The organism is Enterobacter sp. FB, from assembly GCF_000805795.1.
In the GTDB taxonomy this organism is placed as follows: domain Bacteria; phylum Pseudomonadota; class Gammaproteobacteria; order Enterobacterales; family Enterobacteriaceae; genus Enterobacter; species Enterobacter roggenkampii.
In genome coordinates this window covers 1,887,648-1,913,905 of record NZ_JSZC01000013.1, presented here as the reverse complement: position 1 = coordinate 1,913,905, position 26,258 = coordinate 1,887,648, and the positions used below count along the sequence as shown (strand labels likewise).

The following is a 26,258-nucleotide window of genomic DNA, read 5'->3' as shown; positions in this document are numbered from 1 at the left end:
ATCGGGGTTGTGATGACGACGAACACTCATTTCAGAGGTGATGCATTGAAGAAGGTTTGGCTTAACCGTTATCCTGCAGACGTTCCTGCTGAGATCAATCCTGACCGTTATCAATCCCTGGTGGAATTATTTGAACACTCGGTAAGGCGCTACGCGGACCAGCCCGCATTTGTGAATATGGGCGAGGTGATGACGTTCCGTAAGCTGGAGGAGCGCAGCCGGGCGTTTGCGGCGTACCTGCAGGAAGGGCTGGGGCTGCAAAAAGGGGATCGCGTCGCGCTGATGATGCCGAACCTGCTGCAATACCCGGTGGCGCTGTTCGGTATCCTGCGTGCCGGGATGATTGTCGTCAACGTTAACCCGCTGTACACCCCGCGCGAGCTGGAGCATCAGCTTAACGACAGCGGCGCGGTTGCGATTGTCATTGTGTCCAACTTTGCCCATACGCTGGAAAAAGTGGTCGACAAAACCCTGGTGAAACACGTCATCCTGACGCGCATGGGGGATCAACTCTCCACCGCCAAAGGCACGCTGGTTAACTTTATCGTCAAATACGTCAAACGTCTGGTGCCAAAATATCACCTGCCGGACGCTATCTCCTTCCGCAGGGCGCTGCATGCGGGCTATCGTATGCAGTACGTTAAGCCGGAAGTGGTCTCAGAAGATCTCGCGTTCCTGCAGTATACCGGCGGTACCACCGGCGTGGCGAAAGGCGCAATGCTGACCCACCGCAACATGCTGGCGAACCTTGAGCAGGTCAATGCAACCTACGGGCCGCTGCTGCATCCCGGCAAAGAGCTGGTCATTACGGCGCTGCCGCTGTACCACATTTTCGCACTGACCATGAACTGCCTGCTGTTTATTGAGCTGGGCGGTCAAAACGTGCTGATTACCAACCCGCGTGATATACCGGGGCTGGTGAAAGAGCTGGCAAAATACCCGTTCACCGCCATGACCGGGGTAAATACCCTGTTTAACGCGCTGCTTAATAACAAAGAGTTCCAGCAGCTGGACTTCTCCACGCTCCATCTCTCTGCGGGCGGCGGCATGCCGGTTCAGCAGGCGGTGGCCGAGCGCTGGGTGAAGCTTACCGGCCAGTATCTGCTGGAGGGCTATGGCCTGACGGAGTGCGCGCCGCTGGTCAGCGTTAACCCGCATGACATCGACTACCACAGCGGAAGCATTGGACTGCCCGTTCCTTCTACTGAAGCGAAACTGGTCGATGATAACGATAATGAAGTCGCGCCGGGTGAGCCGGGTGAGCTTTGCGTCAAAGGTCCACAGGTCATGCTGGGCTACTGGCAGCGTCCCGATGCGACCGACGAAATCATCAAAGACGGCTGGCTGCATACCGGTGACATCGCGGTGATGGATGACGAGGGCTTCCTGCGCATTGTCGATCGCAAGAAAGATATGATCCTGGTCTCCGGCTTCAACGTCTATCCGAATGAGATCGAAGACGTGGTCATGCAGCACAGCGGCGTACTCGAAGTGGCAGCGGTCGGCGTGCCTTCCGGCAGCAGCGGTGAAGCGGTGAAGATATTTGTGGTCAAGAAAGATCCTTCTCTCACCGAGGAAGCGCTGATAACGTTTTGTCGTCGTCAGCTGACGGGCTATAAAGTGCCGAAGCTGGTGGAATTCCGCGACGAGCTGCCGAAATCCAACGTCGGGAAGATATTACGACGAGAATTACGTGACGAAGCCCGTGCCAAAGTAGACAATAAGGCCTGAGCTTCACGTTAATCGTCCAGACGCCGGTTAAGCCGGCGTTTTTTATGGGCGCAAACAAAAGAGAATCCGATTTGAATTACCAGATGATCACGACCAACGACGAGCTGGCTTCGCTGTGCGAAGTGACGCGCGACTTTCCTGCCATTGCCCTGGATACCGAGTTTGTCCGTACCCGGACGTACTATCCGCAGCTGGGGTTGATTCAGATGTACGACGGTAAACACGTGTCGCTGATCGACCCTCTCGGCATTACCGACTGGACGCCGATGCGCGATCTGCTGCTCGATACCGCCGTCACGAAATACCTGCACGCAGGCAGTGAAGATCTGGAAGTCTTTCTGAACACCTTTGGCATCATGCCTCAGCCGCTGATTGATACGCAGATCCTTGCGGCGTTCAGCGGGCGACCGCTCTCCTGGGGCTTTGCCGCCATGGTGGAGGAGTATACGGGCCTGACGCTGGATAAAAGCGAATCCCGTACCGACTGGCTGGCGCGTCCGCTTACCGAGCGCCAGCTGGAGTATGCGGCGGCTGACGTGTTTTACCTGCTGCCGATCGCCGGACAGCTGATGAAAGAAGCCGAGGCATCCGGCTGGCTGTCCGCCGCGCTGGACGAGTGCCGTATGACCCAGCTGCGTCGTCAGGAAGTGGTGGATCCGAAAGAGGCCTGGCGCGACATCAGCAACGCCTGGCAGCTGCGTACGCGTCAGCTGGCGTGCCTGCAGCTGCTGGCAGACTGGCGCTTGCGTAAAGCGCGCGAGCGCGATCTGGCCGTTAACTTTGTGGTTCGCGAAGAGCATCTCTGGGCGGTTGCGCGCTATATGCCGGGCAGCCTCGGCGAGCTGGACAGCATTGGACTTTCGGGCAGCGAAATCCGTTTCCACGGCAAAACCCTGCTGGCGCTGGTCGCAAAAGCGCAGGCGTTGCCGGAAGAGGCGCTGCCGGAACCGCTGCTGAACCTGATGGATATGCCGGGCTATCGCAAAGCGTTTAAGGACATCAAAGCGCTGGTGCAGGCGGTGGCTACGGAAAGCAAGCTGAGCGCGGAGCTGCTCGCTTCACGCCGTCAGATTAACCAGCTGCTTAACTGGCACTGGAAGCTGAAGCCGCAGAATGGCATGCCGGAAATGATGGCGGGATGGCGCGGGGAATTGATGGCCGATCGCCTGAATACGCTGCTGGAAGGTTATCCGCGATAAAAATATGCCGGGTGATAAACCCGGCATATTTCCCCGGTGGCGCTGCGCTTACCGGGGCGACGAAATCACAAACCTACGGACGCGACTCTTCCGCTTCCGGGAGCGTCACGTTCAGCTCCAGAATCGAAATATCCCCGTCTTTTTGTTCCAGCTGCACCGTCACCATCTCCGGGTCAATCTGCACGTACTTACAGATCACTTCCAGGATGTCCTTGCGCAGCTGCGGCAGGTAGTGAGGCTCGGCGTCGCTACGACGACGCTCCGCAACGATAATTTGCAGACGTTCTTTTGCGATGTTGGCGGTGTTCTTTTTCCGCGAGAGAAAAAAGTCCAGTAATGCCATAACTTATCCTCCGAACAGGCGTTTGAGGAAACCTTTCTTCTCTTCTTCTATGAAGCGGAAAGGACGTTCTTCTCCCAGCAGACGGTCAACGGTATCGGCGTAAGCTTTACCTGCATCTGCCATTGTATCAAGGATCACTGGCTCGCCCTGGTTAGAGGCGCGTAACACGGACTGATCTTCCGGGATAACGCCCACCAGCTTAATGCGCAGGATCTCCAGCACGTCTTCCATGCTCAGCATGTCACCTTTGTTCACGCGGCCCGGGTTGTAGCGGGTGAGCAGCAGGTGTTCTTTAATCGGGTCTTCGCCATTTTCCGCACGACGGGATTTAGAGGCGAGGATCCCGAGAATGCGGTCTGAGTCACGCACGGATGAAACTTCAGGGTTGGTGGTGATGATTGCTTCATCAGCGAAGTAGAGCGCCATCAGGGCACCGGTTTCGATACCGGCAGGGGAGTCACAGACGATGAAGTCGAACTCCATTTTTTTCAGCTCGTCGAGCACCTTTTCTACCCCTTCACGGGTCAGGGCGTCTTTGTCACGCGTCTGAGAAGCCGGGAGAATGTAGAGGTTCTCGGTGCGCTTGTCTTTAATCAGCGCCTGGTTCAGCGTGGCATCGCCCTGAATGACGTTCACAAAGTCATACACGACGCGACGCTCACATCCCATGATGAGGTCGAGGTTACGCAGGCCGATATCGAAGTCGATAACGACGGTTTTCTTTCCCTTCTGGGCCAAACCAGTAGCGATGGCCGCGCTGGAGGTGGTCTTGCCAACGCCTCCTTTACCCGAAGTAACAACAATAATGCGTGCCATAGAAATTCCTTGTTAAAAAGGGATCAATTCAACGGTTGAACGGTCAACGCGTCGTCTGCCAGAAGCAGGCGAGCCGCTTTGCCATAAAATTCGGCTGGGATCTTGTCGCTCAGCCAATATTCACCTGCGATGGACACCAGTTCCGCCGTCAGGTGAGTACAAAATATTTGCGCGTCCCGATCGCCACTTGCACCTGCGAGCGCACGTCCACGCATCATACCGTAAACGTGAATATTGCCATCTGCAATCAGCTCAGCGCCAGCACTGACGTGGCTTGTAACAATCAGATCACAGTTTGGTGCATAAATGCGCTGACCGGAACGAACCGGCACATCAATCATTCGCGTTTTTGTGATGTTTGTAACGTTTTGCGCCGCAGGAGGGGGCGTTTCGACGGCAACGGGTGCCGCACGCGGGGCTTTTTCTTTGCCTTCATTCAGAAGCGGCAGCCCCGCACGGTCAATTTCCGCTTTCAGTTCAGTATCTTTGCAGCCGCTGATGCCGACAATACGCAGTCCGGTCGAGGAGACGGCCTGCTGGAGACGTTTCCAGTTAACCGGCGCTTCAAGACCGCTGACGTTGATAACAACAGGGGCGTGCTTCAGGAAGGCGGGAGCCTGGGCGATTTTGTCTTCTAACGCCTGACGAATAACCTCGGGTTTTGCATCATGCAAATGTACCACTGATAAGGTGAAGCTACTGCCTTTAAGCTCGATGGGCGTGTTTGACATCCTGGCCTTACTCAATTTGCTATTAACCGCAACCACTCGCTGCGATATTCCGAAGAGTATCAGGCATGTTATAGTCAGGAGTATATTGAGGCAAGCAACCACCCATTAATTCAGAGTAAAAACATGTTTTGTGTGATCTACAGAAGTACAACCCGTGACCAGACCTATCTTTATGTCGAAAAGAAAGACGATTTTTCACGCGTGCCTGAAGAATTAATGAAGAGCTTTGGCCGACCGCAGATGGCGATGCTGCTGCCGCTTGATGGTCGCAAGAAACTGGTGAATGCCGATCTGGAGAAAGTGAAAACGGCATTAGCCGAGCAGGGCTATTATTTACAGCTTCCGCCGCCACCCGAGAATTTATTAAAACAGCATCTTGAGGCGAACGGTAAAAAATAGTCTCAACTGTTTTTGAGCACAACACATCAACCGTTTAGGGGTCGACCATGTATCAACATCATAACTGGCAAGGTGCATTACTGGATTATCCCGTCAGCAAAGTGGTTTGCGTGGGCAGCAACTATGCAAAACATATTCAGGAGATGGGCAGTGCGACGCCAGAAGAGCCGGTTCTGTTCATTAAGCCTGAAACGGCGCTTTGCGATATTCGCCAGCCGCTGGCCCTGCCGCAGGGGCTCGGCTCGGTGCACCACGAAGTGGAACTCGCCGTGCTGATCGGCGAAACGCTGCGTCAGGCCTCCGAAGAGCATGTGCAAAAAGCGATCGCCGGATACGGCGTGGCGCTGGATCTGACGCTACGCGACGTGCAGGGCAAAATGAAGAAAGCGGGGCAGCCGTGGGAAAAAGCCAAAGGGTTTGATAATTCCTGCCCGATTTCGGCGTTTGTGCCGGTGAGCGAATTTACCGGCGATCCGCAGGATACGCCGCTCAGCCTGAAGGTTAACGGTGAAATCCGCCAGCAGGGCACCACGGCAGACATGATCCATAAGATTGTGCCGCTGATCGCCTACATGAGCCGCTTCTTTACCCTCAAGCCGGGTGATGTGATCCTGACTGGCACGCCGGAAGGCGTTGGTCCGCTCGCGAGCGGTGATGAACTTGAAGTTGGTTTTAACGGCCTGTCGCTGAAAACCCGCGTGCTGTAACCTCCTCTTGCCGCCTGAAAAGGGCGGCAAAACTTGCAACGACGTGCCAGACTCGTTATAAGGTGCGCTTTCTTTTGACGTGTGGACATCCTGATGAACGACATCCCTTTCTGGCAAAGCAAAACTCTCGACGACATGACCGACGCGGAATGGGAATCCTTATGCGACGGCTGTGGTCAGTGCTGCCTGCACAAGCTGATGGATGAAGACACGGACGAAATCTACTTCACCAACGTGGCCTGCAAGCAGCTGAACATCAAAACCTGCCAGTGCCGCAACTACGAGCGCCGCTTCGAGTTCGAGCCAGACTGCATTAAATTAACCCGTGAGAATCTGCCCACCTTTGAATGGCTGCCGCATACCTGCGCGTATCGCCTGCTGGCGGAGGGGAAAGGTCTGCCTGACTGGCACCCCCTGCTGACCGGTTCAAAAGCGGCGATGCACGGCGAACGTATCTCCGTGCGCCACATTGCGGTGAAAGAGTCCGAGGTGCGGGACTGGGAAGATCACATCATGAACCACCCGACCCGTTGAGATTAAAAAACCCGCCGAAGCGGGTTTTTTATTGTGCGCTGTTGTGCCGGGTGGCGCTGCGCTTACCCGACCTACAAAACCGTAGGCCCGCGCAAGCGAAGCGCCGCCGGGCGAATTAGCGTCCGAACAAATCGCGCTTCTTCGGTTTGAACGGCTGAGCGATCAACACCAGCAGCGCCACGACGAAGTAGGCGGCAAAAATGCCTACCAGCCACTGCGGCATCTCCAGCGTCAGGAATTCCCACTGGCGAACGGAGCAGTCACCGGAGGCAACGAACACCTGCGGCAGCCATTTGTCCAGCGGCAGCCAGCTCGGGAAGCGGGCGGCAAAATCGCAGGTCATAAACGGTGACGGATGCAGCTGCATCATCGTGTGCTGCCAGGAGAGTTCAATGCCTTTCCAGGCGCTGTAGAGCCAGATTGCGATCCCGGCATAGCGAAGCGGCGACTTCGGCGCAATCGCGCCGACCAGGCCAGCCCCCATAATGCCGAACAGCGCGCAGCGTTCGTAAATACAGAGCACGCAAGGTTTGAGTCCCATTACGTGCTGGAACCACAGCGCGACCATTTCCAGCGCAAAGGCGGTCAGGGCCATTAACAACCATGCTCCGCGACCGCGGGAGCACTGGTTTAAAAATCTCAACATAATCATTTCCCTGGAACATGCTTAGAAAGCGCAGTGTAAACGAATTCGTTTTTCGCGCCACCTGTACCTGGCGAAATAAAACGTAATTGGATGTTTATCGTGCGAAAAGGCAAACGGGCAGCGAACTGCCCGAGTTGCAGCGTTTACTGCGCCGCAAGTATACCCGCTTGTATCAACCATTGCGTACAGGGAATAAGGGTAATTTTGACGCAAAGCAATCCCACGATCGTAAGCACCAGCGTATAGGGCAGGGCCATCCAGACCATTCTTCCATAAGAAAGACGTATGAGTGGCGCAAGAGCGGAGGTCAGCAGGAACAGGAAGGCGGCCTGGCCATTGGGTGTCGCCACCGACGGCAGGTTGGTACCGGTGTTGATCGCCACGGCCAGCAGTTCAAACTGTCCGGCGCTGATCACGCCTTGCTCCATCGCGGTCTTAGCCTCGTTAATGTAAACCGTCCCGACAAAGACGTTATCTGAGATCGATGAGAGCAGGCCGTTAAACAGGTAAAACAGCGACAGCTGAGCATCCGGCGATGCCCGTAAGACAAAGGCAATAATCGGCGCGAACAGGTGCTGGTCGATTATCACCGCCACGACCGCAAAGAACACCGCCAGCAGGGCGGTAAACGGCAGCGCTTCGGTGAAGGCTTTGCCGATGGCATGCTCATCCGTCACGCCGGTAAAGGTCGTGGCGAGAATAATCACGGACAGACCAATCAGCCCCACTTCAGCCAGATGGAACGCCAGCGCGGCGATAAGCCAGACGCCGATGATCCCCTGTGCAATCAGGCGCAGCGTCTCCTGGCGCGTCCGCTGGCGTCGGCTCTGCAGATCGAATTTATGCAGTTCCTGACGTACCGGCTCCGGGAGTTGTGCCCCGTAACCAAAGAGGCGAAACTTCTCCACCAGCAAACAGGTCGCCAGACCGCAGATCAGCACCGGCACGCTCACCGGGGCCATTCTCAGGAAGAAATCACCGAAGTGCCAGCCCGCCGCTTTCGCAATGATCAGGTTTTGCGGCTCGCCCACCATCGTCATCACGCCCCCCAGGGCGGTACCCACCCCGGCATGCATCATCAGGCTGCGCAGGAAGGCGCGAAACTGCTCCAGTACCTCGCGGTTATGCGCATCGACATGGCTGTCATCCTGCAGATCCTCACCCGGACGAGAGGAGGCCACGCGGTGATAAATACCGTAAAACCCCACCGCGACGCTTATCACCACCGCGACGACCGTCAGCGCGTCCAGGAAGGCTGACAGGAAGGCCGCCGCAAGGCAAAACGCCAGCGAGAGAACCATTTTCGACGGAATGCTGAGCAGCAGGCGCGTAAAGATAAACAGCAGCAGCTGTTTCATAAAGTAGATGCCCGCCACCATAAACATCAGCAGCAGAAGCACTTCAAGATTTGAAGCCAGCTCTGCTTTGACATGCTCGGCTGAGGTCATGCCAATCACTACCGCTTCAAACGCCAGCAATCCGCCCGGCAACAGGGGATAGCATTTCAGCGCCATCGCCAGGGTGAAGATAAACTCCGCGACCAGCAGCCACCCGGCAACGAACGGGTTCACGTAAAAGAGGAGAGGGTTAACGACCAGGAACACCAGCAGTATCAGTTTGTACCAGTCAGGAGACTGGCCTAAAAAATTGCGCCACAGAGCGCGCCCAAAAGAAATTTCCACGACAGACGTCCTTCCCCGTCAAGTAAGACAAAACATCAGTATACGCAAAATTCACGGTCCAGACGCGGATAAGACTGCATTGTAAATTTCATAAAAATGAAACGGCGATCCCTCTTTTCTCTCTTTGCCGCGCTACCTGCCACTGCACGCCTCTGGTATGATGAGTCCAATTTGCTAAAGCTGTGTAATGGAAATCTCACTATGGTCATTAAGGCGCAGAGCCCGGCGGGTTTCGCGGAAGAGTACATCATTGAAAGCATCTGGAATAATCGTTTCCCTGCGGGGTCCATTCTTCCGGCTGAACGCGAACTCTCTGAACTGATTGGCGTCACTCGCACCACGCTGCGTGAAGTGCTTCAGCGACTGGCGCGCGATGGCTGGTTGACGATCCAGCACGGCAAGCCAACAAAAGTGAACAACTTCTGGGAAACCTCCGGGCTGAACATTCTTGAAACGCTGGCGCGTCTCGATCATGAAAGCGTGCCGCAGCTCATTGATAATCTGCTCTCCGTTCGCACCAACATCGCGACGATCTTTATTCGTACGGCTTTCCGCCAGCATCCGGAAGATGCGCTTGCGGTGCTGGCCAGTGCCAACGAGGTGGAAGATCATGCCGACGCGTTTGCCACCCTCGATTACAACGTCTTCCGTGGCCTGGCGTTTGCCTCCGGCAACCCGGTGTACGGTCTGATCCTCAACGGTATGAAGGGACTCTACACCCGCATTGGCCGTCACTACTTTGCCAATCCCGAAGCCCGCAGCCTGGCGCTGGGCTTTTACCATAAGCTGAGCAAGCTGTGCTCCGAAGGTCTGCACGATCAGGTGTATGAGACAGTGCGCCGCTACGGTCACGATTCCGGTGAAATCTGGCACCGTATGCAGAAAACGCTGCCGGGTGATTTGGCGATTCAGAGCCGCTGAAATAAAAAACCTCTCGTGTGAGAGGTTTTTTTTCGCCCGGTGGCGCTTCGCTTACCGGGCCTACAAAACCCGTAGGCCGGGTAAGGCGTAGCCGCCACCCGGCAAAAAACTACAGCGTATTCAACCGCGCCGGGCAGCGTTCAAGCAGCTCGACGCTCCCGTCTTCATTCTGCTGCTCCAGCTGAACATCAAAGCCCCACAGGCGATGCACGTGCTTCAGCACCTCTTTACGCCCTTTATCCAGCGGCGCGCGATTGTGCGGGATATAGCGCAGCGTCAGGGAGCGGTCACCGCGCAAATCCACATTCCACACCTGAATGTTGGGTTCAAGATTGCTCAGGTTGTACTGGGAAGAGAGGCGAGAGCGGATCTCACGGTAACCCTCCTCGTTGTGGATTGCGGAGATCTCCAGATAGTTGTTGCGGTCGTCGTCCAGCACGGTGAAGAAGCGGAAATCACGCATGATCTTCGGCGACATAAACTGGCTGATGAAGCTCTCATCCTTAAAGTCGCGCATCGCAAAGTGCAGCGTTTCCAGCCAGTCAGATCCGGCGATATCCGGGAACCAGTACTTGTCTTCTTCCGTCGGCGACTGACAGATACGCTTAATGTCCTGGAACATGGCGAAGCCAAGGGCATACGGGTTAATCCCGCTGTACCACGGGCTGTTATAGGGCGGCTGGAACACCACGTTGGTATGGCTGTGGAGGAACTCCATCATGAACCGCTCGGTGACTTTCCCCTCGTCGTACAGGTGGTTGAGGATGGTGTAGTGCCAGAAGGTCGCCCAGCCTTCGTTCATCACCTGCGTCTGTTTTTGCGGGTAGAAATACTGGCTCACCTTGCGCACGATGCGCAGGATCTCACGCTGCCACGGCTCCAGCAGCGGGGCGTTCTTCTCCATAAAATAGAGCAGGTTTTCCTGTGGCTCGGACGGATAGCGACGCGCTTCGGCGATCGTTTTTTCCTCCTCACGCTTCGGCAGGGTGCGCCACAGCATGTTCACCTGGCTCTGGAGATACTCTTCGCGGCTTTTCTGCCGTGCTTTCTCCTCCTGCAGGGAGATTTTCTGCGGACGTTTATAGCGGTCTACGCCGTAGTTCATCAGCGCGTGGCAGGAGTCGAGCAGTTTTTCCACTTCGTCCACGCCGTAGCGCTCTTCGCAGTCGGTAATGTATTTACGGGCGAAGATCAGGTAATCGACGATGGAGCTGGCATCCGTCCAGCTGCGGAACAGATAGTTATTCTTGAAAAAGGAGTTGTGCCCGTAGCAGGCGTGCGCCATCACCAGCGCCTGCATGGTAATGGTGTTCTCTTCCATTAAATAGGCGATACACGGATTGGAGTTGATGACGATTTCATACGCCAGACCCTGCTGGCCGTGCTTATACAGCCGCTCCGTTTCAATAAATTTCTTACCAAACGACCAGTGCGGATAGTTGATCGGCATCCCGACGCTGGAGTAGGCGTCCATCATCTGTTCGGACGTAATGACTTCAATCTGATGGGGGTAGGTATCCAGGCGATACAGTTTTGCGACCCGGTCGATCTCGGCGAGGTAAACATCCAGCAGCTCGAAGGTCCAGTCGGGTCCATCGCTCAGACGTGTGTTGTCCTTGTTCAGGGAATCAATAGTAGCCATTAGCGCGCCCTCGTTGTGGGTGCTCTCTCTGTCTGGAGAGCCTCCTTTCAAGCATAGATCAACGTGTTAAAAAGCGTGCTGAGGCAGAAATTTTTTCTTTGCGATTTCGCGTTTTTGATACGGCAAAAAAAGGGCGTCTCTCAGCATTTTATGCTGGTTAAAAATAACGCGCAGCAGGAGATCCCAAATTAGCACTATCCCCTGATGCTGGGGGATGTGTGAGGTAAGTCACCATAAAAAAGTCGTATGTTGAATAATATTTTCAACTAGGTTATCAATCTGTAATTAGAAGATTGTTCTTTTGCACATAATGGAGTGGCTATGCGTGTTGTCATACTGGGAAGTGGTGTCGTTGGGGTAACCAGCGCCTGGTATTTAAGTCAGGCGGGACATGACGTCACCGTTATCGATCGTGAGTCAGGCCCCGCGCTGGAAACCAGCGCGGCGAACGCCGGGCAAATCTCTCCGGGCTATGCGGCACCGTGGGCAGCGCCGGGCGTTCCGCTGAAAGCGATTAAATGGATGTTCCAGCGCCACGCGCCGCTGGCCATCAGCCTTGACGGCACGCAGTTCCAGCTGAAGTGGATGTGGCAGATGCTGCGCAACTGCGACACACGCCACTACATGGAGAACAAAGGGCGCATGGTGCGCCTGGCGGAATACAGCCGCGACTGTCTGAAAGCGCTGCGCGCCTCAACCGGGATTGAGTACGAAGGCCGTCAGGGCGGAACGCTCCAGCTGTTCCGCACCGAACAACAGTATGAAAACGCCACCCGCGATATCGCCGTGCTGGAAGATGCTGGCGTACCGTATCAGCTGCTGGAAGCCAGCCAGCTTGGTCAGGTTGAACCTGCGCTGGCGGAAGTGGCGCATAAGCTGACGGGCGGCCTGCGCCTGCCGAATGACGAAACCGGCGACTGCCAGCTCTTTACGCAGCGTCTGGCGCAGATGTGCGAGCAGGCGGGGGTGAAATTCCGGTACAACACCGCTGTCGACAAGCTGCTGTCGGAAGGGGAAAAAATTTACGGCGTGAAGTGTGGCGAAGAGGTGATCAAAGCGGATGCCTACGTCATGGCGTTTGGTTCGTACTCCACCGCCATGCTGAAAGGCATTCTCGACATTCCGGTCTACCCGCTAAAAGGCTACTCGCTGACCATTCCGGTAAAAGAGGAGAGCGGCGCACCGGTTTCTACCATTCTGGATGAAACCTATAAAATCGCCATTACCCGCTTCGATAACCGCATCCGCGTAGGCGGCATGGCGGAGATTGTCGGCTTCAACACCGAACTGCTGAAACCGCGTCGTGAAACGCTGGAGATGGTGGTGGGGGACCTCTTCCCGCGCGGTGGCTTTGTCGAGCAGGCGACCTTCTGGACCGGCCTGCGTCCGATGACGCCGGACGGCACGCCGATTGTCGGGCGCACGCCGTTCAAAAACCTGTGGACCAATACCGGACACGGTACGCTTGGCTGGACGATGGCCTGCGGCTCCGGGCAGCTGCTGAGCGACCTGATTTCCGGACGCACGCCGGCCATTCCGTTTGACGATCTCAGTGTCGCGCGCTATCAATCGGGGTTTACGCCGTCGCGTCCACAGCACCTGCACGGCGCACATAACTAAGGAGTTGTCATGTCCCGTCCTGTTCTCGCTCAGCTGAACCTGCAGGCCCTGAAGGATAACCTGCAGATTGTTCGTCGGGCAGCACCTGGCGCACGCGTGTGGTCGGTGGTGAAAGCGAATGCCTACGGCCACGGCATTGACCGTATCTGGAGCGCGCTGAGCGCCACCGATGGCTTTGCGTTACTCAATCTTGAAGAGGCCATTCTGCTGCGCGAGCGCGGCTGGAAAGGGCCCATACTGCTGCTGGAGGGCTTCTTCCACGCCGACGATCTGCCGCTGCTGGATAAGTACCGGCTGACCACCAGCGTTCATAGCAACTGGCAGATCAAAGCGATTCAGGATGCGAAGCTCCACGCGCCGCTGGATATCTATCTCAAGGTCAACAGCGGCATGAACCGCCTGGGCTTCCAGCCTGAGCGGGTGCATACGGTCTGGCAGCAGCTGCGCGCCCTGAAGAACGTGGGTGAAATGACGCTGATGGCACACTTTGCCGACGCGGAAAAACCGGACGGTATCGCCGATGCCATGGTCCGCATCGAGCAGGCGGCAGAAGGGCTGGACTGCCCGCGCTCGCTGTCCAACTCGGCGGCCACGCTGTGGCATCCCGAGGCGCATTACAACTGGGTGCGTCCGGGGATCGTTCTGTACGGCGCGTCGCCCTCGGGGCAGTGGCAGGATATCGCCAACAGCGGCCTGAAGCCGGTTATGACCCTGCGCAGTGAAATCATTGGCGTGCAGACCCTGAAAGCTGGCGACACGGTGGGCTACGGTAGCCGCTATCGGGCAAAGGGCGAGCAGCGGATTGGTATCGTGGCGGGCGGCTATGCCGACGGCTACCCGCGCATTGCACCGACCGGTACGCCTGTGTGGGTCGATGGGGTCCGCACGGGAACGGTAGGCACCGTTTCTATGGATATGCTGGCCGTTGACCTGACGCCCTGCCCGCAGGCGGGTATCGGTTCGCCGGTCGAGCTGTGGGGTAACGAAATCAAAATTGATGACGTGGCTGCCGCGGCGGGCACGGTAGGGTATGAACTGATGTGTGCCCTGGCACCGAGGGTGCCGGTTGTGACGGTGTAACGTATGTTCGCCGGGTGGCGCTAACGCTTACCCGGCCTACGTTCGAGGGTTTTGTAGGCCGGGTAAGGCGAAGCCCCCACCCGGCAAAAAAACCGCTACTCCGCTTCCTCTTCCATCGGCCTCAAACCGACTTTCCTTACCGCGTTATCTTCTTTCTCTGCTACCGTCCAGATCATCCCGGCAAACTCTACCTGATCGCCCACGACCGGGGCAGCGCCAAGCCGCTGCTGGATGATTTCGCCCAGCGTTTGCTGGCTATCTCCGTCTTCAGCACCTTCATCCAGGCCGTAAATCAGCGCCACATCGGCAAACCTGGCGCTGGCTTCCAGAATAAAATCGCCGAAGAAACGCTGGTCCAGCGCCACCGGCGGCGACTGGCTGAACAGCTTGCCCAGCGCGGGCAGGTCACGCTCGCGGCCAATCACGCAAAGAATATCCCCTTCGCGCAGGCGGGTGCTGCCGGTAGGGTGCAACAGGACATTGTCGCGGAACAGGGCGGCAATGCGCGTTTCGGCCGGCATGTGCAAATCGCGCAGCGAAGCGCCCACGCACCATTTGTCGGCGCTCAGCTGATAGACGAACTGCTCCCACGGGTTTTCCGGATGAATGTCGAGCCCCACCCGCGACACCGGCCAGCCCACGGGAGGGACCACGACTTTGGCTTTTTTCGCCGCCCACCCGAGGGACGTTCCCTGGAACAGCAGCGAAATCAGCACCACGAAGAAAGCCACGTTAAAGAACAGCCGGGCGTTATCCAGACCGGCCATCATCGGAAAGACCGCAAGAATAATCGGAACCGCGCCGCGCAGACCCACCCAGCTGATAAAGACGCGCTCGCGCAGGTTGAAGCCGCGAAACGGCAGCAGGCCAGCAAATACCGACAGCGGACGGGCGAAGAAGATCATCCACGCAGACAACAGCAGCGCCGGAACGGCGATGGGCAGCAGGTCCGATGGGGTAACCAGAAGACCGAGCACCAGGAACATGCCGATCTGCGCCAGCCATGCCAGGCCGTCGAAGTTCTGCAAAATGGCATGGCGGTTGCGAATAGGGCGGTTGCCCATCAGGAACCCGCAGAGGTAGACGGCGAGAATGCCGCTGCCGTCCAGCGCCGTGGTAACGGCAAAAATGAGAATGCCGCCGCTCAAGGCCAGCAGCGGGTAAAGCCCCGCGGGCAGCGAGATGCGGTTGATCATCTGCTGTAAGAGGTATCCCCCCGCCAGGCCAATAACAATCCCCAGCCCGAACTGCTGCAGGATATGCCACGCAAACATCCAGCTGAGCCCCGTCTCGTGCTGCTGGATCATCTCAATCAGCGTGATGGTGAGAAACACCGCCATCGGGTCGTTGCTGCCGGATTCAATCTCAAGCGTGGAGCCAACGCGTTCGTTAAGCCCTTTACCGCCGAGCAGGGAAAACACCGCAGCCGCATCGGTTGAGCCCACGATAGCGCCTATCAGCAACCCTTCCATGATATTCAGATGGAAAAGCCACGCGGCCATCATTCCGGTGAGGCCGGAGGTAATCAACACGCCGACCGTGGCGAGCGACAGCGCGGGCCCTAAGGCCACGCGGAAGGAGCTCGCCTGGGTGCGCATCCCGCCGTCCAGCAGGATCACCGCCAGCGCCAGGTTACTCACCATGTAGGCGAAAGGGTAGTTATCGAATGGGATACCGCCAATGCCATCAATGCCGGCCAGCATGCCGATGGCGAGGAAAATAACAAGAATAGGTATGCCGAGACGCGATGAAAATGAACTTAATAAAATACTGCTGGTTACAAGGACCGAACCCAGAATGAAAAGGCTGATTATCGCTGCGGCATCCAATGTTCTCTTACTCCCACCTCAATGTTAACGCTGTTACTAAAACCCTAACATATTAACGACGGCAACAGCGTTTTATTAAGGGGGTATAACGGCTTTTTTATGCCTTTATGACAGGATGGCCGCTGATGGTCAGCCGGGAGCCGGAATCATTATGGAGCAGGGAGGCGTGCGCCCCCAGCGCCAGGGTCACGGTGCGCTGCTCATGACCGAAGTCCAGACCGGCGATCACCGGAATATCCAGCCGCGAGCGAATGAACTCAACCATGGTTTCCAGGGAGTAACCCGCGTCATAGTCATTCGGGGCAGCGCCGCTGAAGCTGCCCAGCACAATCGCGGACTGGCGCTCAAGAATACCGGCATGATAGAGCTGCAACAGCATGCGCTCGACGCGGAACGGATGTTCGTTGATATCTTCCAGCACTAGAATGCCGTCCTCGATTTGCGGCATCCACGGCGTACCGATGAGCGAAACCAGCATCGCCAGGTTGCCGCCCCAGAGCTGACCTTCGCATTCCCAGTGCGGTCCATTCCCCTGCCACTCCACGCTGTAGGTGGGATTACGCAGCGCGCGCCAGAAATGTTCCACGGTGAAGGCTTCCAGCTCCGGCGCGCCGAAGTTACCGGCCAGCATCGGGCCGCTGAAGGTGATGACGTTATGCAGCGCCAGCAGCCCAAGCTGGATGACGGTGAAATCGCTGTGGCCGCATATCAGCAGCGGATCCTGCTGCTGACGCTCCGCCAGGCCCTGCCAGTCAATGCTCTCCAGCAGCCGGCTCGCGCCATATCCGCCGCGCACCGCCAGCACTATCCGGTTTTCACCCTTCAGGTTCACCAGGCTGTTGATATCATTCAGCCGCTGCGCTTCGGTACCGGCAAAACGCTGCTGGCGGCGGGGGATAATCGTCTGATTTTCTACCTGGTGGCCCGATTCCAGCAAACGCTGAACGCCCCGCTGCGCCGCGTCCTGGTTAATGCAGTAGCCCGACGGCGCGATGAGATGAATCTGAGACATGGCAATTCCTTGCTGAATGAGAAACTAATTGTCTATATCATGCCGCGTATACGCCGCCTGCTTCAAGGGGCGGCGCACCGCGATGACCGGCTATAAGGATAGATGACGTGAAATTGAGATGGTTTGCTTTTTTGATTGTGTTGCTCGCTGGCTGTAGTTCAAAACATGATTATCAAAACCCGCCCTGGAATCCGGAAGTGCCGGTGAAGCGGGCGATGCAGTGGATGCCGATCAGTGAACAAGCCGGGAAAGCCTGGGGCGTCAGTCCGCGCCTCATCACGGCGATCATTGCGGTGGAATCCGGCGGTAACCCCACGCTTGTCAGCAAGTCGAACGCGGTGGGGCTGATGCAGCTTAAAGCGTCAACGGCGGGGAGAGAGGTATACCGCTACATGGGCTGGAGCGGCCAGCCGTCGACCAGCGAGCTGAAGAACCCGGAACGCAACATTTCAATGGGCACGGCCTATCTGAGCATCATGGAGCATGGCGTGCTGAAGGGGATTCAGGATCCGGAGGTCATGCAGTACGCGCTGGTGGTGTCTTACGTTAACGGCGCCGGCGCGTTGCTGAGAACCTTCTCCTCTGACCGCAAAGAGGCGATAGAAGAGATTAACGGCATGGACAAAGACGAATTCTTTGAGCATGTGGTGAAAAATCACCCGGCACCACAGGCGCCTCGTTATATCTGGAAAGTGCAGAAAGCGATGGATGCCATGTAATGCCGCAGACGGGCGGCGGTCACGCTGCCCGATGTTTTTTACAGAACTTTATTTGCGCGTTCGCGCGCCTCCCGCTCCAGGGAGTAGATAATGCGCTGCAGTTCGCGCTCTGCGCCAGGACCGACGTTGAGGAAACGGAAGCTCAGACGCGGCGTGGTGATCGTTTCATTTTTGCTGTCCACGACGGTGCGTTCGCTGATGGCAATCAGCTGTGCATCGAAATAAAAGCGCCCCCAGCCCCCCATATCCAGCTCGATTTGCGTGAACCGCATGCCCTCTACCAGTCCGTCAGGCTTCGGCGTATCCATCAGCGCGCCCATACCGCCCAGCGACAGATCGAAGAGACGGAAGCGAATCTCTTTTTTGTCCGGCATTTTGGCTTTGCAGAAGTAGGCAGGGTGAAGCGGGGCGCTGATGCGGAAATATTCACGACGCTGGACAAACCAAAGATTAGTGGGAAGCGGGGTCACAAAGGCCGGCAGCCCCTGGTATTCGCTCAGTTCCAGTCGCGACAGGACAAACTCCACTTTGGCGCCCTGCGTTTCGGCCATCACGGCGATATTCTCCGCCTTCAGCGCCGCGCGGTTTTCATACTCCTGGCTGCCTAAATCAATCACCAGCCGCTCCTGTGAGGCGTCAAGGATCTTACTGATGAACTGATTATTCGACCAGCTGATGCGCAGCGGCACTTCACCTTTTTGCAGGTCGCGTAATACCCCTAATACAGCCAGCGGATTTTGCTTGAGGAACTGCTCACTGTAATGACTCACGCCGGATGGCTCCTTGATAGATGACAGACTGTCTTAGCGTTATCGGCAATCTGCAATGAAACTTAATACAAACCGGTGAGTTTTTTTTGCCTGTTCAGGCAAAGATAAGTCGGTGACAAGAAAATGATTTTCCGGCGATGACCTATACTTAAGTTAGCTGTGCAGAAGGTTTTCTGCACATGCGTTAAACCTGCAAGAGGGCATCGCTATGGGTATCATCGCCTGGATTATCTTTGGTCTTATTGCTGGCGCTATCGCGAAATTGATCATGCCGGGAAACGATGGCGGCGGCTTTATTTTGACCTGTGTACTCGGGGTCGTTGGTGCGGTTGTGGGCGGCTGGCTGGCGACGATGTTTGGCTTCGGAGGCAACATAAGTGGTTTTGACCTGCACAGTTTTCTGGTCGCTGTCGTGGGCGCCATTGTGGTGCTGGGCATATTCAGGTTACTGCGACGAGCATAAGATAACGTAAACGGCTCTCTGCGGAGGGCCGTTTTTTTACCTGAGTATTGATTTGTTAATGTAAATGATAATAATTGTCGTTCCGTATTGCATCTGACAACAAGACGACATTATGACTCCCTCACGTTTTATGCTTTGCGCCCTGGCAGGCGCCATCACGCTCGCACTGCACGCTCCGGCATTCGCCGAAGAATCCACTATCGTCGTCACGGGCGCAGAGCAGGGCAGCGCGCTGCCGGCCTGGACGAACAGCGCCACGAAATCGGCCGTAGCTGAAAGTAAAACGCCGCAGGTCATCACGACCCTCTCTGCGCCGGAAATTGACAAGCGCCATGCGAATTCCGTGAATGAAATCCTCCGCTATGCGCCGGGCGTTTCAACCGAAGTGCGGGGAAATACCTCCTACATGAGCGAATATAAAATTCGTGGCTTTACCGTCGACCAGGAGTTCTACAACGGGCTGCAGTTACCCTATAACGTCACCGGCAATACCAAAGCGCGCATCGATCCGCTGTTGATTGACAGCGTTGATATCCTGAAAGGCCCCTCATCGGTTCTCTACGGCGGCGGCTCGCCGGGCGGGCTGGTGAATATCCAGAGTAAAAAGCCGCAGCGGGAAGCGCGAACCGAATTCGGTTTTAACACCGGCAACCGCAACCTGAAAGAGGGCTATCTCGACTCAACCGGGCAGATTGCCAACAGCGACTGGAACTACCGCCTGCTGGGGAAAGCGACGGAAAATGACGATCAGCCGCACACCACCCGGTATGAAAACTACCTGGTTGCCCCGTCCGTCACCTGGCAACCCGACAGCAAAACCCGCCTCACCCTGGATGCGCTGGCGCAGAACTCCCCGAGCCTGACGCCGTCTAACCCGCTTCCGATCGCCTACCTGCGCTCGACATACGCGGGCAAGCGCGATTACGCCGGTGATGAGTGGAGCGGGTTTAAGCAGCGTCAGTGGATGCTGGGCTACAGCTTTGAGCATGAGTTTGACAGCGGCTGGGGCTTTAACCAGAAGGCGCGCTATTTCGACGTCGACACGCACCAGCGCAGCGTCTATGCAACGGGCACGGGAAGCGAGGTTTATCAGCTCAACCGTTTTGCCTACACCACCGATGAAGATCTGCAGAGCTTCAACATCGATAACCAGGTGACCAAAACCGTGGCGCTCGGTGACTGGCAACACCATCTGCTGGCCGGGTTTGACTATCAGAAGCTGAACTCCCATTTCCACTACCGTTACGCGTCGACCACGCCGGGCATGGATATGCGCAATCCTGACTATTCGCAAATCAGCGAAAGCGCATTAGGGCTGTATACCGCTCAGAAAAACCGTCTGAGCTATCAGCAGAACGGCTATTACCTGCAGGATCAGGTGGAGTTTGGCGGGTTAAATCTGCTGGCCAGCCTGCGTTACGATGATTATCGCTCCGTCACCACCAATTATCTGCAAAACGGTGATAAGGACTGGGTCTCTCAGGATCGCGTCACCAAACGTCTGGGCGCGCTTTACGCCTTTGATAACGGGATTTCGCCGTTTATCAGCTATTCCGAAGGTTTTGCGCCGGTGTCGCCGCAGGGCACGCTCGTGGCGAAAGACGTCAAACCGACCACCAGCAAGCAGGTGGAGGGCGGCGTGAAATATCTGCTGGCCGACTACGCCACTACCTTTACCGCCTCGGTGTTCAACATCCGTCAGAAAAATGTCGTCACCTCCGATCCGGGCTTCCTGAACTATCGTCAGACCGGGGAAGTGGAATCCAAAGGGGCGGAACTGTCTGCCATCAGCCGCCCGACGGACAACCTGACGCTGATTGCCAACTACGCCTACACCCACGCGATCAATACGGAAGATGACAAGTACAAAGGTAAACGTCCAACGCAGGTGCCGGAGAATGCCTTCAACCTTTGGGGGGATTACACCTTTGAAAACACGCCGCTGAAAGGGCTGATGCTGGGCGCGGGCGCACGCTACACCGGGCCAATGGAAATCTCACCGGCTAACGATGCGGGTAAACTGGGCGGCAGCACGCAGTACGATATGTCGGCATCCTACCGGATGGGCGAAATTCTGCCTTCGCTGGCCGGGCTAACGCTTAAAGCCAGCGCGCAGAACATCACCAACAAAGAGACGCTGACCTGCTACGACGCGACCAACTGCTGGATTGGGCGCGACAGAACGTATCAGCTTGGGGCAAGTTACAGTTTCTGAACAAGGCCCTGTGAGGGCAAAAAGTAGGCCGGGTAAGGCGTAGCCGCCACCCGGCAATACTCCCTTACTGCGCCGAGGCTTTCACCGGCGCCACCTCATCATTCGCCGCAGGCCGATTCTCCGGCACGCTGTCGCACGGTTTCTCTTTCGGGCAGACCCGGTCCAGCATCTTCAGGGTCACGCCGTTGCTCCAGCCGAAGCCGTCCTGCAGCGGATACTCGCCGCCGCCGCCCGTACCGGTGGTCGACACGTCATACTTCTCGACCAGTTTCTTTTCCCGGTCATAGGTATGCTGAACGTTTTTCAGGAAGCGCCAGGTCACATCCATTGAGACCTTCTCTTGCCCGTAATTCTGTAACCCTTCCGCGGCCACCCATTGCAGCGGAGCCCAGCCGTTTGGCGCATCCCACTGCTGGCCGCTGTTGACGGTGGTGGTCGCTATCCCGCCCGGCTTCAACAGACGAGAGGAGGTTGCCGCGGCGACTTTTTCGGCACGATCCTGCGCCGCCGCCTTGACGTAAAGCGGGAACAGGGCCGCCGCCGTGAGCTGATTGCGTACCTTCTTGCTCTTCAGGTCGTAATCGGCGTACCAGCCCTCTTTATCATTCCACAGGTGGCTCTCGATGGCTTTCTGGCGCGCGGTGGCCAGCGTCTCATACTTGCTTGCGCTGGCGGCATCGCCGCTCTCCTGGCTTGCCCGGGCCAGCAGTTTTTCCATCTTGAACATCAGGGCGTTCAGGTCCACGGGCACAATGCTGGTGGTCCGGATGGTGCCGAGTTTTTGCGGATCGTCCATCCAGCGGGAGCTAAAGTCCCATCCCGAGGCCGCGGCGGAACGCAAATCACGGTAGATCTCGGTTGCCGGTCGGTTAGGGTTACTTTTCGCGGTATTCACATCGTCAAGCCAGGACTCCGGGCGCGGCGTATCGCGGTCGTCCCAGTAGCGGTTGAGGACAGCGCCGTCATCCAGCTTCACCACGCGTTTGTTGGCCTGGCCCGGTTGAAGGGCGTCGACGCCGTCCATCCAGTAGGCATACTCTTTCTCCATCTGCGGACGATACTTCTTCAGCGCGTCGCTGTCATGGGTCGCCAGCAGTTCAACCATCAGTGAGAAAAACGGCGGCTGGGAGCGGCTCAGGTAATAGCTGCGGTTGCCGTTGGGAATGTGGCCGAAGGTGTCGATCTCATACGCAAAGTTATCCACCATGTCGCTGATTTTGTCCCAATGATCGCTCTCTGCCAGTCCCAGCATGGTGAAATAGCTGTCCCAGTAGTAGACCTCGCGGAAACGTCCGCCGGGCACAACGTAGGGCTTCGGTAACGGGAGAAGGGAATCCCATTTGTTGCTGGCTTTATCGGTAGTGCGCGTCAGTACGGGCCAGAGATCGTCAATGTGCTCACGTAAACTTTGTCCAGCAGGCGGAACGTATTTTTCCCCTTCCGCAGGGAGCGTAAAGTTCATCTCGACAAAGTGGCGTAAGTCAAAGCTGGACTGCGTGTGCTGCATGCGGTAGTCCGCCAGAATCATCAGCGGGTCGCTTTTGGGGACGGCATCCGCAAAGGTTTTCTGATCGGGAAACAGTTTGGCGCTCTGCACGTCGTTAAACAGAGGGCCAAGTAAAATATCGGGTGAGGTTGTCTGGGTTGCGGGGTTATCGTCGGCATAGCCCAGTGTCGTTAGGCCGAGCAGCGCGCCGCCTAACGCAAGGGGCAAAAACGCGGGGCGTAGTGTACGAGGTCTTATCATCAGTTCGTCTCCTGTCTTCACTAAACAGCGTGACCGCTGTTGTCAATCACCTGAAAACCTTAGACGAATATTGCCCGCTTCGCGTTAAATATTGCCGCGCTTTCAGACCTCTTCCGCGGTCTGGCTGGCTTCCCGCAGCGTGCCCGGCGCATGGCCAATGATGCGCTTAAACGCCCGGCTAAATGCCGCCAGAGAGCCATATCCCAGCCGCAGCGCGACCGTTTCAATGGGCTGGTTTTCATGACGAATATACTGAATGGCCAGCCGCATTCTCAGCTCGCTGAGATATTTTGCCGGGGTCGTTCCCGTCGCCGCGAGAAACCGTTCCGCGAAAACGGAGCGGGAAGTCCCGGCTTCTTTTGCCAGATCCGCCACGCTCCAGTTCAGGCCTGGCTGCTGGTGCATGGCGTAAATGGCCCGGCTCAGGCGCGGGTCGCGCAACACCTGCACCCAGCCGGTGGCTTTGCCACAGCCGCCTTCAACCCAGCCCCGCACAATTAACGCCGCCACCACGTCGGCCAGCCGCGCAAGGATCCCGGCATACCCGGCCTGACGCGCCGCGGATTCCCGCTCCATCGCCGCCAGCAGCGGATGAATTTCCGGCCAGGTGGACATCAGCCGGCTAACCATCATCACTTCCGGCATCGCCTTGATCAGCGGCTGCATCCCGCCCAGCTCAAAATCCATGCACCCGCTAAAAATAAGGGTGTTCTCGCTCTCAGGGCAGGGCTCGCAGGTAATGGCGCAGACCGAGCTGCAGATAGGCTCGCTCGGGAAGGCGTTGACCGGGGTAAGGGTGGCCTGCTCGTCAGAGAGCAAAGCGTGGGAATTCCCGCCGGGAATAAAGAGGGCGTCGCCGCCGCTCAGTTCGAACGTTGCGCCGCTCTCCATGCGCAGCAGGGCGCTACCGTGGCTCACAAAATGGAACTGTGCCCGGCCGGGAGCCTGATGAAACGCGACGCCAAAGGGCGCACTGGCTTCAATCCGCCGGTATTTCACGCCTGACAGGCGCATGCCCCGTAAAAGTTCGCTGATCAAATCGGGTGACTGTACGGTCATGGCGCAACTCCGGACGAATAATCAATAAGTGGAGATTATATGTCATAGATCGTCCAGGGTGAACCTTCTATTCTTTTGCGACAGTAGTCACATTTTTATAACGGGAGATCAACAGATGAGTTCATGTGTCGCGGCGAGCGAGGCGGTAGCGCCTGCAAAACCCGCCTGGCGGGCCGTCTATTCACTGGGGCTGGGGGTATTTGGTTTGATTACGGCAGAATTTCTGCCCGCCAGCTTGTTAACACCCATGGCCGCGAGCCTGGGCGTGACCGAGGGGATGGCCGGACAGGCTGTCACCGCCACCGCGCTGGTGGCGCTGGTCACCGGGTTGTTGATCACCCCGGCGACCAGGCGTATCGACCGCCGCTGGGTACTGATGTTTTTCTCGGTGCTGCAAATTATCTCCAGCCTGCTGGTGGCCTTTGCGCCCAACCTGCACGTCCTGCTCATGGGGCGTCTGCTGCTGGGGATAGCCATCGGGGGATTCTGGGCCATGTCGACGGCGACAACGATGCGTCTGGTTCCGGCAGATAAAGTGCCAAAAGCGCTGGCGGTGATCTTCTCCAGCGTGTCGATTGCCACGGTAGTCGCGGCCCGCTGGGCAGCTATCTGGGCAGCCTGATCGGCTGGCGCAACGTCTTTGTGCTCTGCATTCTGCCGAGCATGCTGGCGCTGCTGTGGCAGCTGTGGGTGCTTCCGTCCATGAAGCCGGAGAGCAGCGGTAGCCTGAGTACGCTGTTCCGCGTGCTGCGCCGTCCGGGGATGATCGGCGGCATGCTGGCGACCATCCTGATCTTCAGCGGCCATTTCGCCTTCTTTACCTACCTGCGTCCGTTCCTGGAGACGGTAGGACAGGCGAGCGTGGAAACCATTTCATTGATCCTGCTGGGCTTTGGTATCGCCAACTTTGTGGGCACCTCCGTGGCCGGACATCTGCTGGCACGCAATCTGCGCCTGACGCTGGCGCTGGTGCCGTTTGCGATGGGCGTTCTCGCGCTCATGATGGTCGCCTTTGGTCATCTGGCGATGCTGGACGGGCTGCTGGTCGCGCTGTGGGGCTTTGCATTTGACCTGGTTCCGGTGGGCTGGTCAACCTGGCTTGCGACCACCGTTCCGGATGAAGCCGAAAGTGCAGGGGGGCTGCTGGTGGCCTCAATCCAGCTGGCGATAAGCGCCGGTGCGGCCGGAGGTGGGGCGGTATTTGATCTTAACGGTGCCAGCGGCGTGTTCGCGGGCAGCGGTTTGCTGCTGGTGACGGCGATGGTGATTGTGTTTATGGGTGTGAAAGTGAAAGCGGAGTGATTTTTTAGCCGGGTGAGCGTTCGTGCCACCCGGCCTCAGGTTTACAGCCCTTTCTTATCCATCAATACCGCCAGATCCACCAGGCGGTTAGAGAAGCCCCATTCGTTGTCATACCACGCCAGGATCTTCACCATATTCCCGCCAATCACCAGCGTGGAAAGCCCGTCGATAATCGAGGATCGCGGGTCACCCTGGTAATCGCTGGAGACCAGCGGTTCATCGCTATACCCCAGAATGCCTTTCAGAGGCCCGCTGGCGGCCGCGTTGCGGAACGCGTCATTCACCTCTTCGGCGGTCACGTTGCGGCTCAGCGTCACGGTTAAATCGACAATCGACACCACCGGCACCGGCACGCGCAGGGAGTACCCGGTCAGCTTGCCGTCCAGGGAGGGGATCACTTTCCCCAGCGCTTTCGCCGCGCCGCTGGAGTAGGGCACAATCGACAGCGCCGCCGCGCGGGCGCCGCGCAGATCTTTCTCTGGCTGATCGTGCAGCGCCTGGCTGTTGGTGTAGGCGTGCGTCGTGTTCATCAGGCCATGCTCAATTCCGAACTGCTGATGCAGCACCTGAGCGGCCGGTGCCAGACCGTTCGTGGTGCAGCTCCCGTTGCTCACCACCGCGTGCCGGGCGGGATCGTACTGGTCATGGTTGACGCCCATCACAATCGTCAGGTCGTCGTTCTTCCCGGGGGCGGAAATGATGACGCGCTTAGCGCCGCCGTGGGTGATATGCACCGCCGCTTTCTCCCGCTCGGTGAAGAAGCCGGTGGCCTCAATCACCACGTCTACCCCGGCATCACGCCACGGGATATTCGCCGGGTCGCGTTCGCTAAATACCACGATCCGCTGGCCGTCTACCTGCAACGCACCGTCACCCGCTTCAACGGGCGCGGGCAGTTTGCCCAGAAGGGAATCATGCTTCAGCAGATGGGCGAGAGTTTTACTGTCCGTCAGATCGTTAATCGCCACAATCTGCAGATCCGGGTTGCCCAGCGCCGCGCGCAGGACATTACGTCCGATACGGCCGAAACCGTTAATACCGACCTTAACCATGGTGCACTCCTTATCTCTGTTGTCTGGAGTCACTGTAGG

General features: G+C 57.3%; 23 protein-coding genes and 1 pseudogene. 12 read left to right on the top strand and 12 right to left on the bottom strand.

The window, feature by feature from the left end; all coding sequences use genetic code 11:
* Window positions 1-45 precede the first annotated feature (45 nt).
* Window positions 46-1,731 (top strand): long-chain-fatty-acid--CoA ligase FadD, encoded by a 1,686-nt coding sequence (gene fadD, locus PI91_RS16070; protein WP_122984304.1) that lies wholly within the window; start codon window positions 46-48, stop codon window positions 1,729-1,731.
* An 83-nt stretch (window positions 1,732-1,814) separates the two neighbouring features.
* Complete coding sequence (rnd, locus tag PI91_RS16065) at window positions 1,815-2,930, top strand: ribonuclease D (RefSeq protein ID WP_157841597.1); 1,116 nt, start codon at window positions 1,815-1,817, stop codon at window positions 2,928-2,930.
* 73 nt (window positions 2,931-3,003) lie between these two features.
* On the opposite strand, the gene minE is transcribed toward rnd, so the two are convergent.
* The 3 genes from minE to minC are packed head-to-tail and all read right to left on the bottom strand — an operon-like array spanning window position 3,004 to window position 4,820.
* Window positions 3,004-3,273, bottom strand: a complete 270-nt coding sequence (gene minE, locus PI91_RS16060; protein ID WP_008500504.1) for a cell division topological specificity factor MinE — start codon at window positions 3,271-3,273, stop codon at window positions 3,004-3,006.
* A gap of 3 nt (window positions 3,274-3,276) precedes the next feature.
* Entirely contained in the window at window positions 3,277-4,089 is an 813-nt protein-coding gene (gene minD / locus PI91_RS16055; protein ID WP_008500505.1) for a septum site-determining protein MinD, read from the bottom strand.
* 23 nt (window positions 4,090-4,112) lie between these two features.
* Window positions 4,113-4,820 (bottom strand): septum site-determining protein MinC, encoded by a 708-nt coding sequence (gene minC, locus PI91_RS16050; RefSeq protein ID WP_008500506.1) that lies wholly within the window; start codon window positions 4,818-4,820, stop codon window positions 4,113-4,115.
* A gap of 123 nt (window positions 4,821-4,943) precedes the next feature.
* Between minC and PI91_RS16045 the strand changes: the two genes are divergently transcribed.
* The 3 genes from PI91_RS16045 (at window position 4,944) to PI91_RS16035 (ending at window position 6,460) form a co-directional block, all read left to right on the top strand.
* The gene (locus PI91_RS16045) at window positions 4,944-5,219 is read left to right on the top strand and encodes a YcgL domain-containing protein (RefSeq protein ID WP_008500507.1); all 276 of its coding nucleotides are present in this window, start codon (window positions 4,944-4,946) and stop codon (window positions 5,217-5,219) included.
* Between the two features lie 47 nt (window positions 5,220-5,266).
* Complete coding sequence (locus tag PI91_RS16040) at window positions 5,267-5,926, top strand: fumarylacetoacetate hydrolase family protein (protein WP_039266590.1); 660 nt, start codon at window positions 5,267-5,269, stop codon at window positions 5,924-5,926.
* A 93-nt stretch (window positions 5,927-6,019) separates the two neighbouring features.
* A complete protein-coding gene (locus tag PI91_RS16035; protein WP_008500509.1) occupies window positions 6,020-6,460 on the top strand; it encodes a YcgN family cysteine cluster protein in 441 nt (146 codons plus the stop codon).
* A 115-nt stretch (window positions 6,461-6,575) separates the two neighbouring features.
* Here the strand turns inward: PI91_RS16035 and dsbB are convergent, their stop codons facing one another.
* Window positions 6,576-7,106, bottom strand: a complete 531-nt coding sequence (gene dsbB / locus PI91_RS16030; protein WP_028015880.1) for a disulfide bond formation protein DsbB — start codon at window positions 7,104-7,106, stop codon at window positions 6,576-6,578.
* Between the two features lie 143 nt (window positions 7,107-7,249).
* Window positions 7,250-8,788, bottom strand: coding sequence for a Na(+)/H(+) antiporter NhaB (gene nhaB, locus PI91_RS16025; RefSeq protein WP_023293930.1), 1,539 nt, complete (start codon window positions 8,786-8,788; stop codon window positions 7,250-7,252).
* 201 nt (window positions 8,789-8,989) lie between these two features.
* Between nhaB and fadR the strand changes: the two genes are divergently transcribed.
* Window positions 8,990-9,709 (top strand): fatty acid metabolism transcriptional regulator FadR, encoded by a 720-nt coding sequence (fadR, locus tag PI91_RS16020; protein ID WP_008500512.1) that lies wholly within the window; start codon window positions 8,990-8,992, stop codon window positions 9,707-9,709.
* A 109-nt stretch (window positions 9,710-9,818) separates the two neighbouring features.
* Here the strand turns inward: fadR and PI91_RS16015 are convergent, their stop codons facing one another.
* Window positions 9,819-11,351, bottom strand: coding sequence for a SpoVR family protein (locus PI91_RS16015; protein WP_023293929.1), 1,533 nt, complete (start codon window positions 11,349-11,351; stop codon window positions 9,819-9,821).
* Window positions 11,352-11,672: 321 nt separating this feature from the next.
* Between PI91_RS16015 and PI91_RS16005 the strand changes: the two genes are divergently transcribed.
* Together PI91_RS16005 and dadX are read left to right on the top strand one after the other, a co-directional pair.
* Window positions 11,673-12,971 (top strand): D-amino acid dehydrogenase, encoded by a 1,299-nt coding sequence (locus tag PI91_RS16005; RefSeq protein ID WP_039266588.1) that lies wholly within the window; start codon window positions 11,673-11,675, stop codon window positions 12,969-12,971.
* Window positions 12,972-12,980: 9 nt separating this feature from the next.
* Window positions 12,981-14,051, top strand: a complete 1,071-nt coding sequence (dadX, locus tag PI91_RS16000; RefSeq protein ID WP_008500515.1) for a catabolic alanine racemase DadX — start codon at window positions 12,981-12,983, stop codon at window positions 14,049-14,051.
* 95 nt (window positions 14,052-14,146) lie between these two features.
* Here dadX and PI91_RS15995 read toward each other — a convergent pair whose 3' ends face one another.
* Window positions 14,147-15,880, bottom strand: a complete 1,734-nt coding sequence (locus tag PI91_RS15995) for a potassium/proton antiporter (RefSeq protein WP_021240401.1) — start codon at window positions 15,878-15,880, stop codon at window positions 14,147-14,149.
* Between the two features lie 97 nt (window positions 15,881-15,977).
* Window positions 15,978-16,892 (bottom strand): muramoyltetrapeptide carboxypeptidase, encoded by a 915-nt coding sequence (gene ldcA / locus PI91_RS15990; protein ID WP_039266587.1) that lies wholly within the window; start codon window positions 16,890-16,892, stop codon window positions 15,978-15,980.
* 107 nt (window positions 16,893-16,999) lie between these two features.
* On the opposite strand from ldcA, the gene emtA reads away from it, so the two are divergent.
* Complete coding sequence (emtA, locus tag PI91_RS15985; RefSeq protein WP_008502664.1) at window positions 17,000-17,611, top strand: membrane-bound lytic murein transglycosylase EmtA; 612 nt, start codon at window positions 17,000-17,002, stop codon at window positions 17,609-17,611.
* 38 nt (window positions 17,612-17,649) lie between these two features.
* Here emtA and PI91_RS15980 read toward each other — a convergent pair whose 3' ends face one another.
* A complete protein-coding gene (locus tag PI91_RS15980) occupies window positions 17,650-18,381 on the bottom strand; it encodes a flagellar brake protein (protein ID WP_008502663.1) in 732 nt (243 codons plus the stop codon).
* A 208-nt stretch (window positions 18,382-18,589) separates the two neighbouring features.
* On the opposite strand from PI91_RS15980, the gene PI91_RS15975 reads away from it, so the two are divergent.
* Both PI91_RS15975 and PI91_RS15970 read left to right on the top strand, forming a co-directional pair.
* A complete protein-coding gene (locus PI91_RS15975; RefSeq protein WP_008502662.1) occupies window positions 18,590-18,844 on the top strand; it encodes a GlsB/YeaQ/YmgE family stress response membrane protein in 255 nt (84 codons plus the stop codon).
* A gap of 112 nt (window positions 18,845-18,956) precedes the next feature.
* Complete coding sequence (locus tag PI91_RS15970; protein WP_039266586.1) at window positions 18,957-21,059, top strand: TonB-dependent siderophore receptor; 2,103 nt, start codon at window positions 18,957-18,959, stop codon at window positions 21,057-21,059.
* 64 nt (window positions 21,060-21,123) lie between these two features.
* Here PI91_RS15970 and PI91_RS15965 read toward each other — a convergent pair whose 3' ends face one another.
* Together PI91_RS15965 and PI91_RS15960 are read right to left on the bottom strand one after the other, a co-directional pair.
* Entirely contained in the window at window positions 21,124-22,806 is a 1,683-nt protein-coding gene (locus tag PI91_RS15965; protein WP_039266585.1) for an alpha,alpha-trehalase, read from the bottom strand.
* Window positions 22,807-22,908: 102 nt separating this feature from the next.
* Complete coding sequence (locus tag PI91_RS15960; RefSeq protein ID WP_008502659.1) at window positions 22,909-23,865, bottom strand: AraC family transcriptional regulator; 957 nt, start codon at window positions 23,863-23,865, stop codon at window positions 22,909-22,911.
* Between the two features lie 115 nt (window positions 23,866-23,980).
* Between PI91_RS15960 and PI91_RS15955 the strand changes: the two are divergent.
* Window positions 23,981-25,167: pseudogene (locus PI91_RS15955) on the top strand (MFS transporter).
* A gap of 41 nt (window positions 25,168-25,208) precedes the next feature.
* Here PI91_RS15955 and gap read toward each other — a convergent pair.
* On the bottom strand, window positions 25,209-26,219 hold the full coding sequence (gene gap / locus PI91_RS15950) for a type I glyceraldehyde-3-phosphate dehydrogenase (protein WP_021240396.1): 1,011 nt from the start codon (window positions 26,217-26,219) through the stop codon (window positions 25,209-25,211).
* Window positions 26,220-26,258 lie beyond the last annotated feature (39 nt).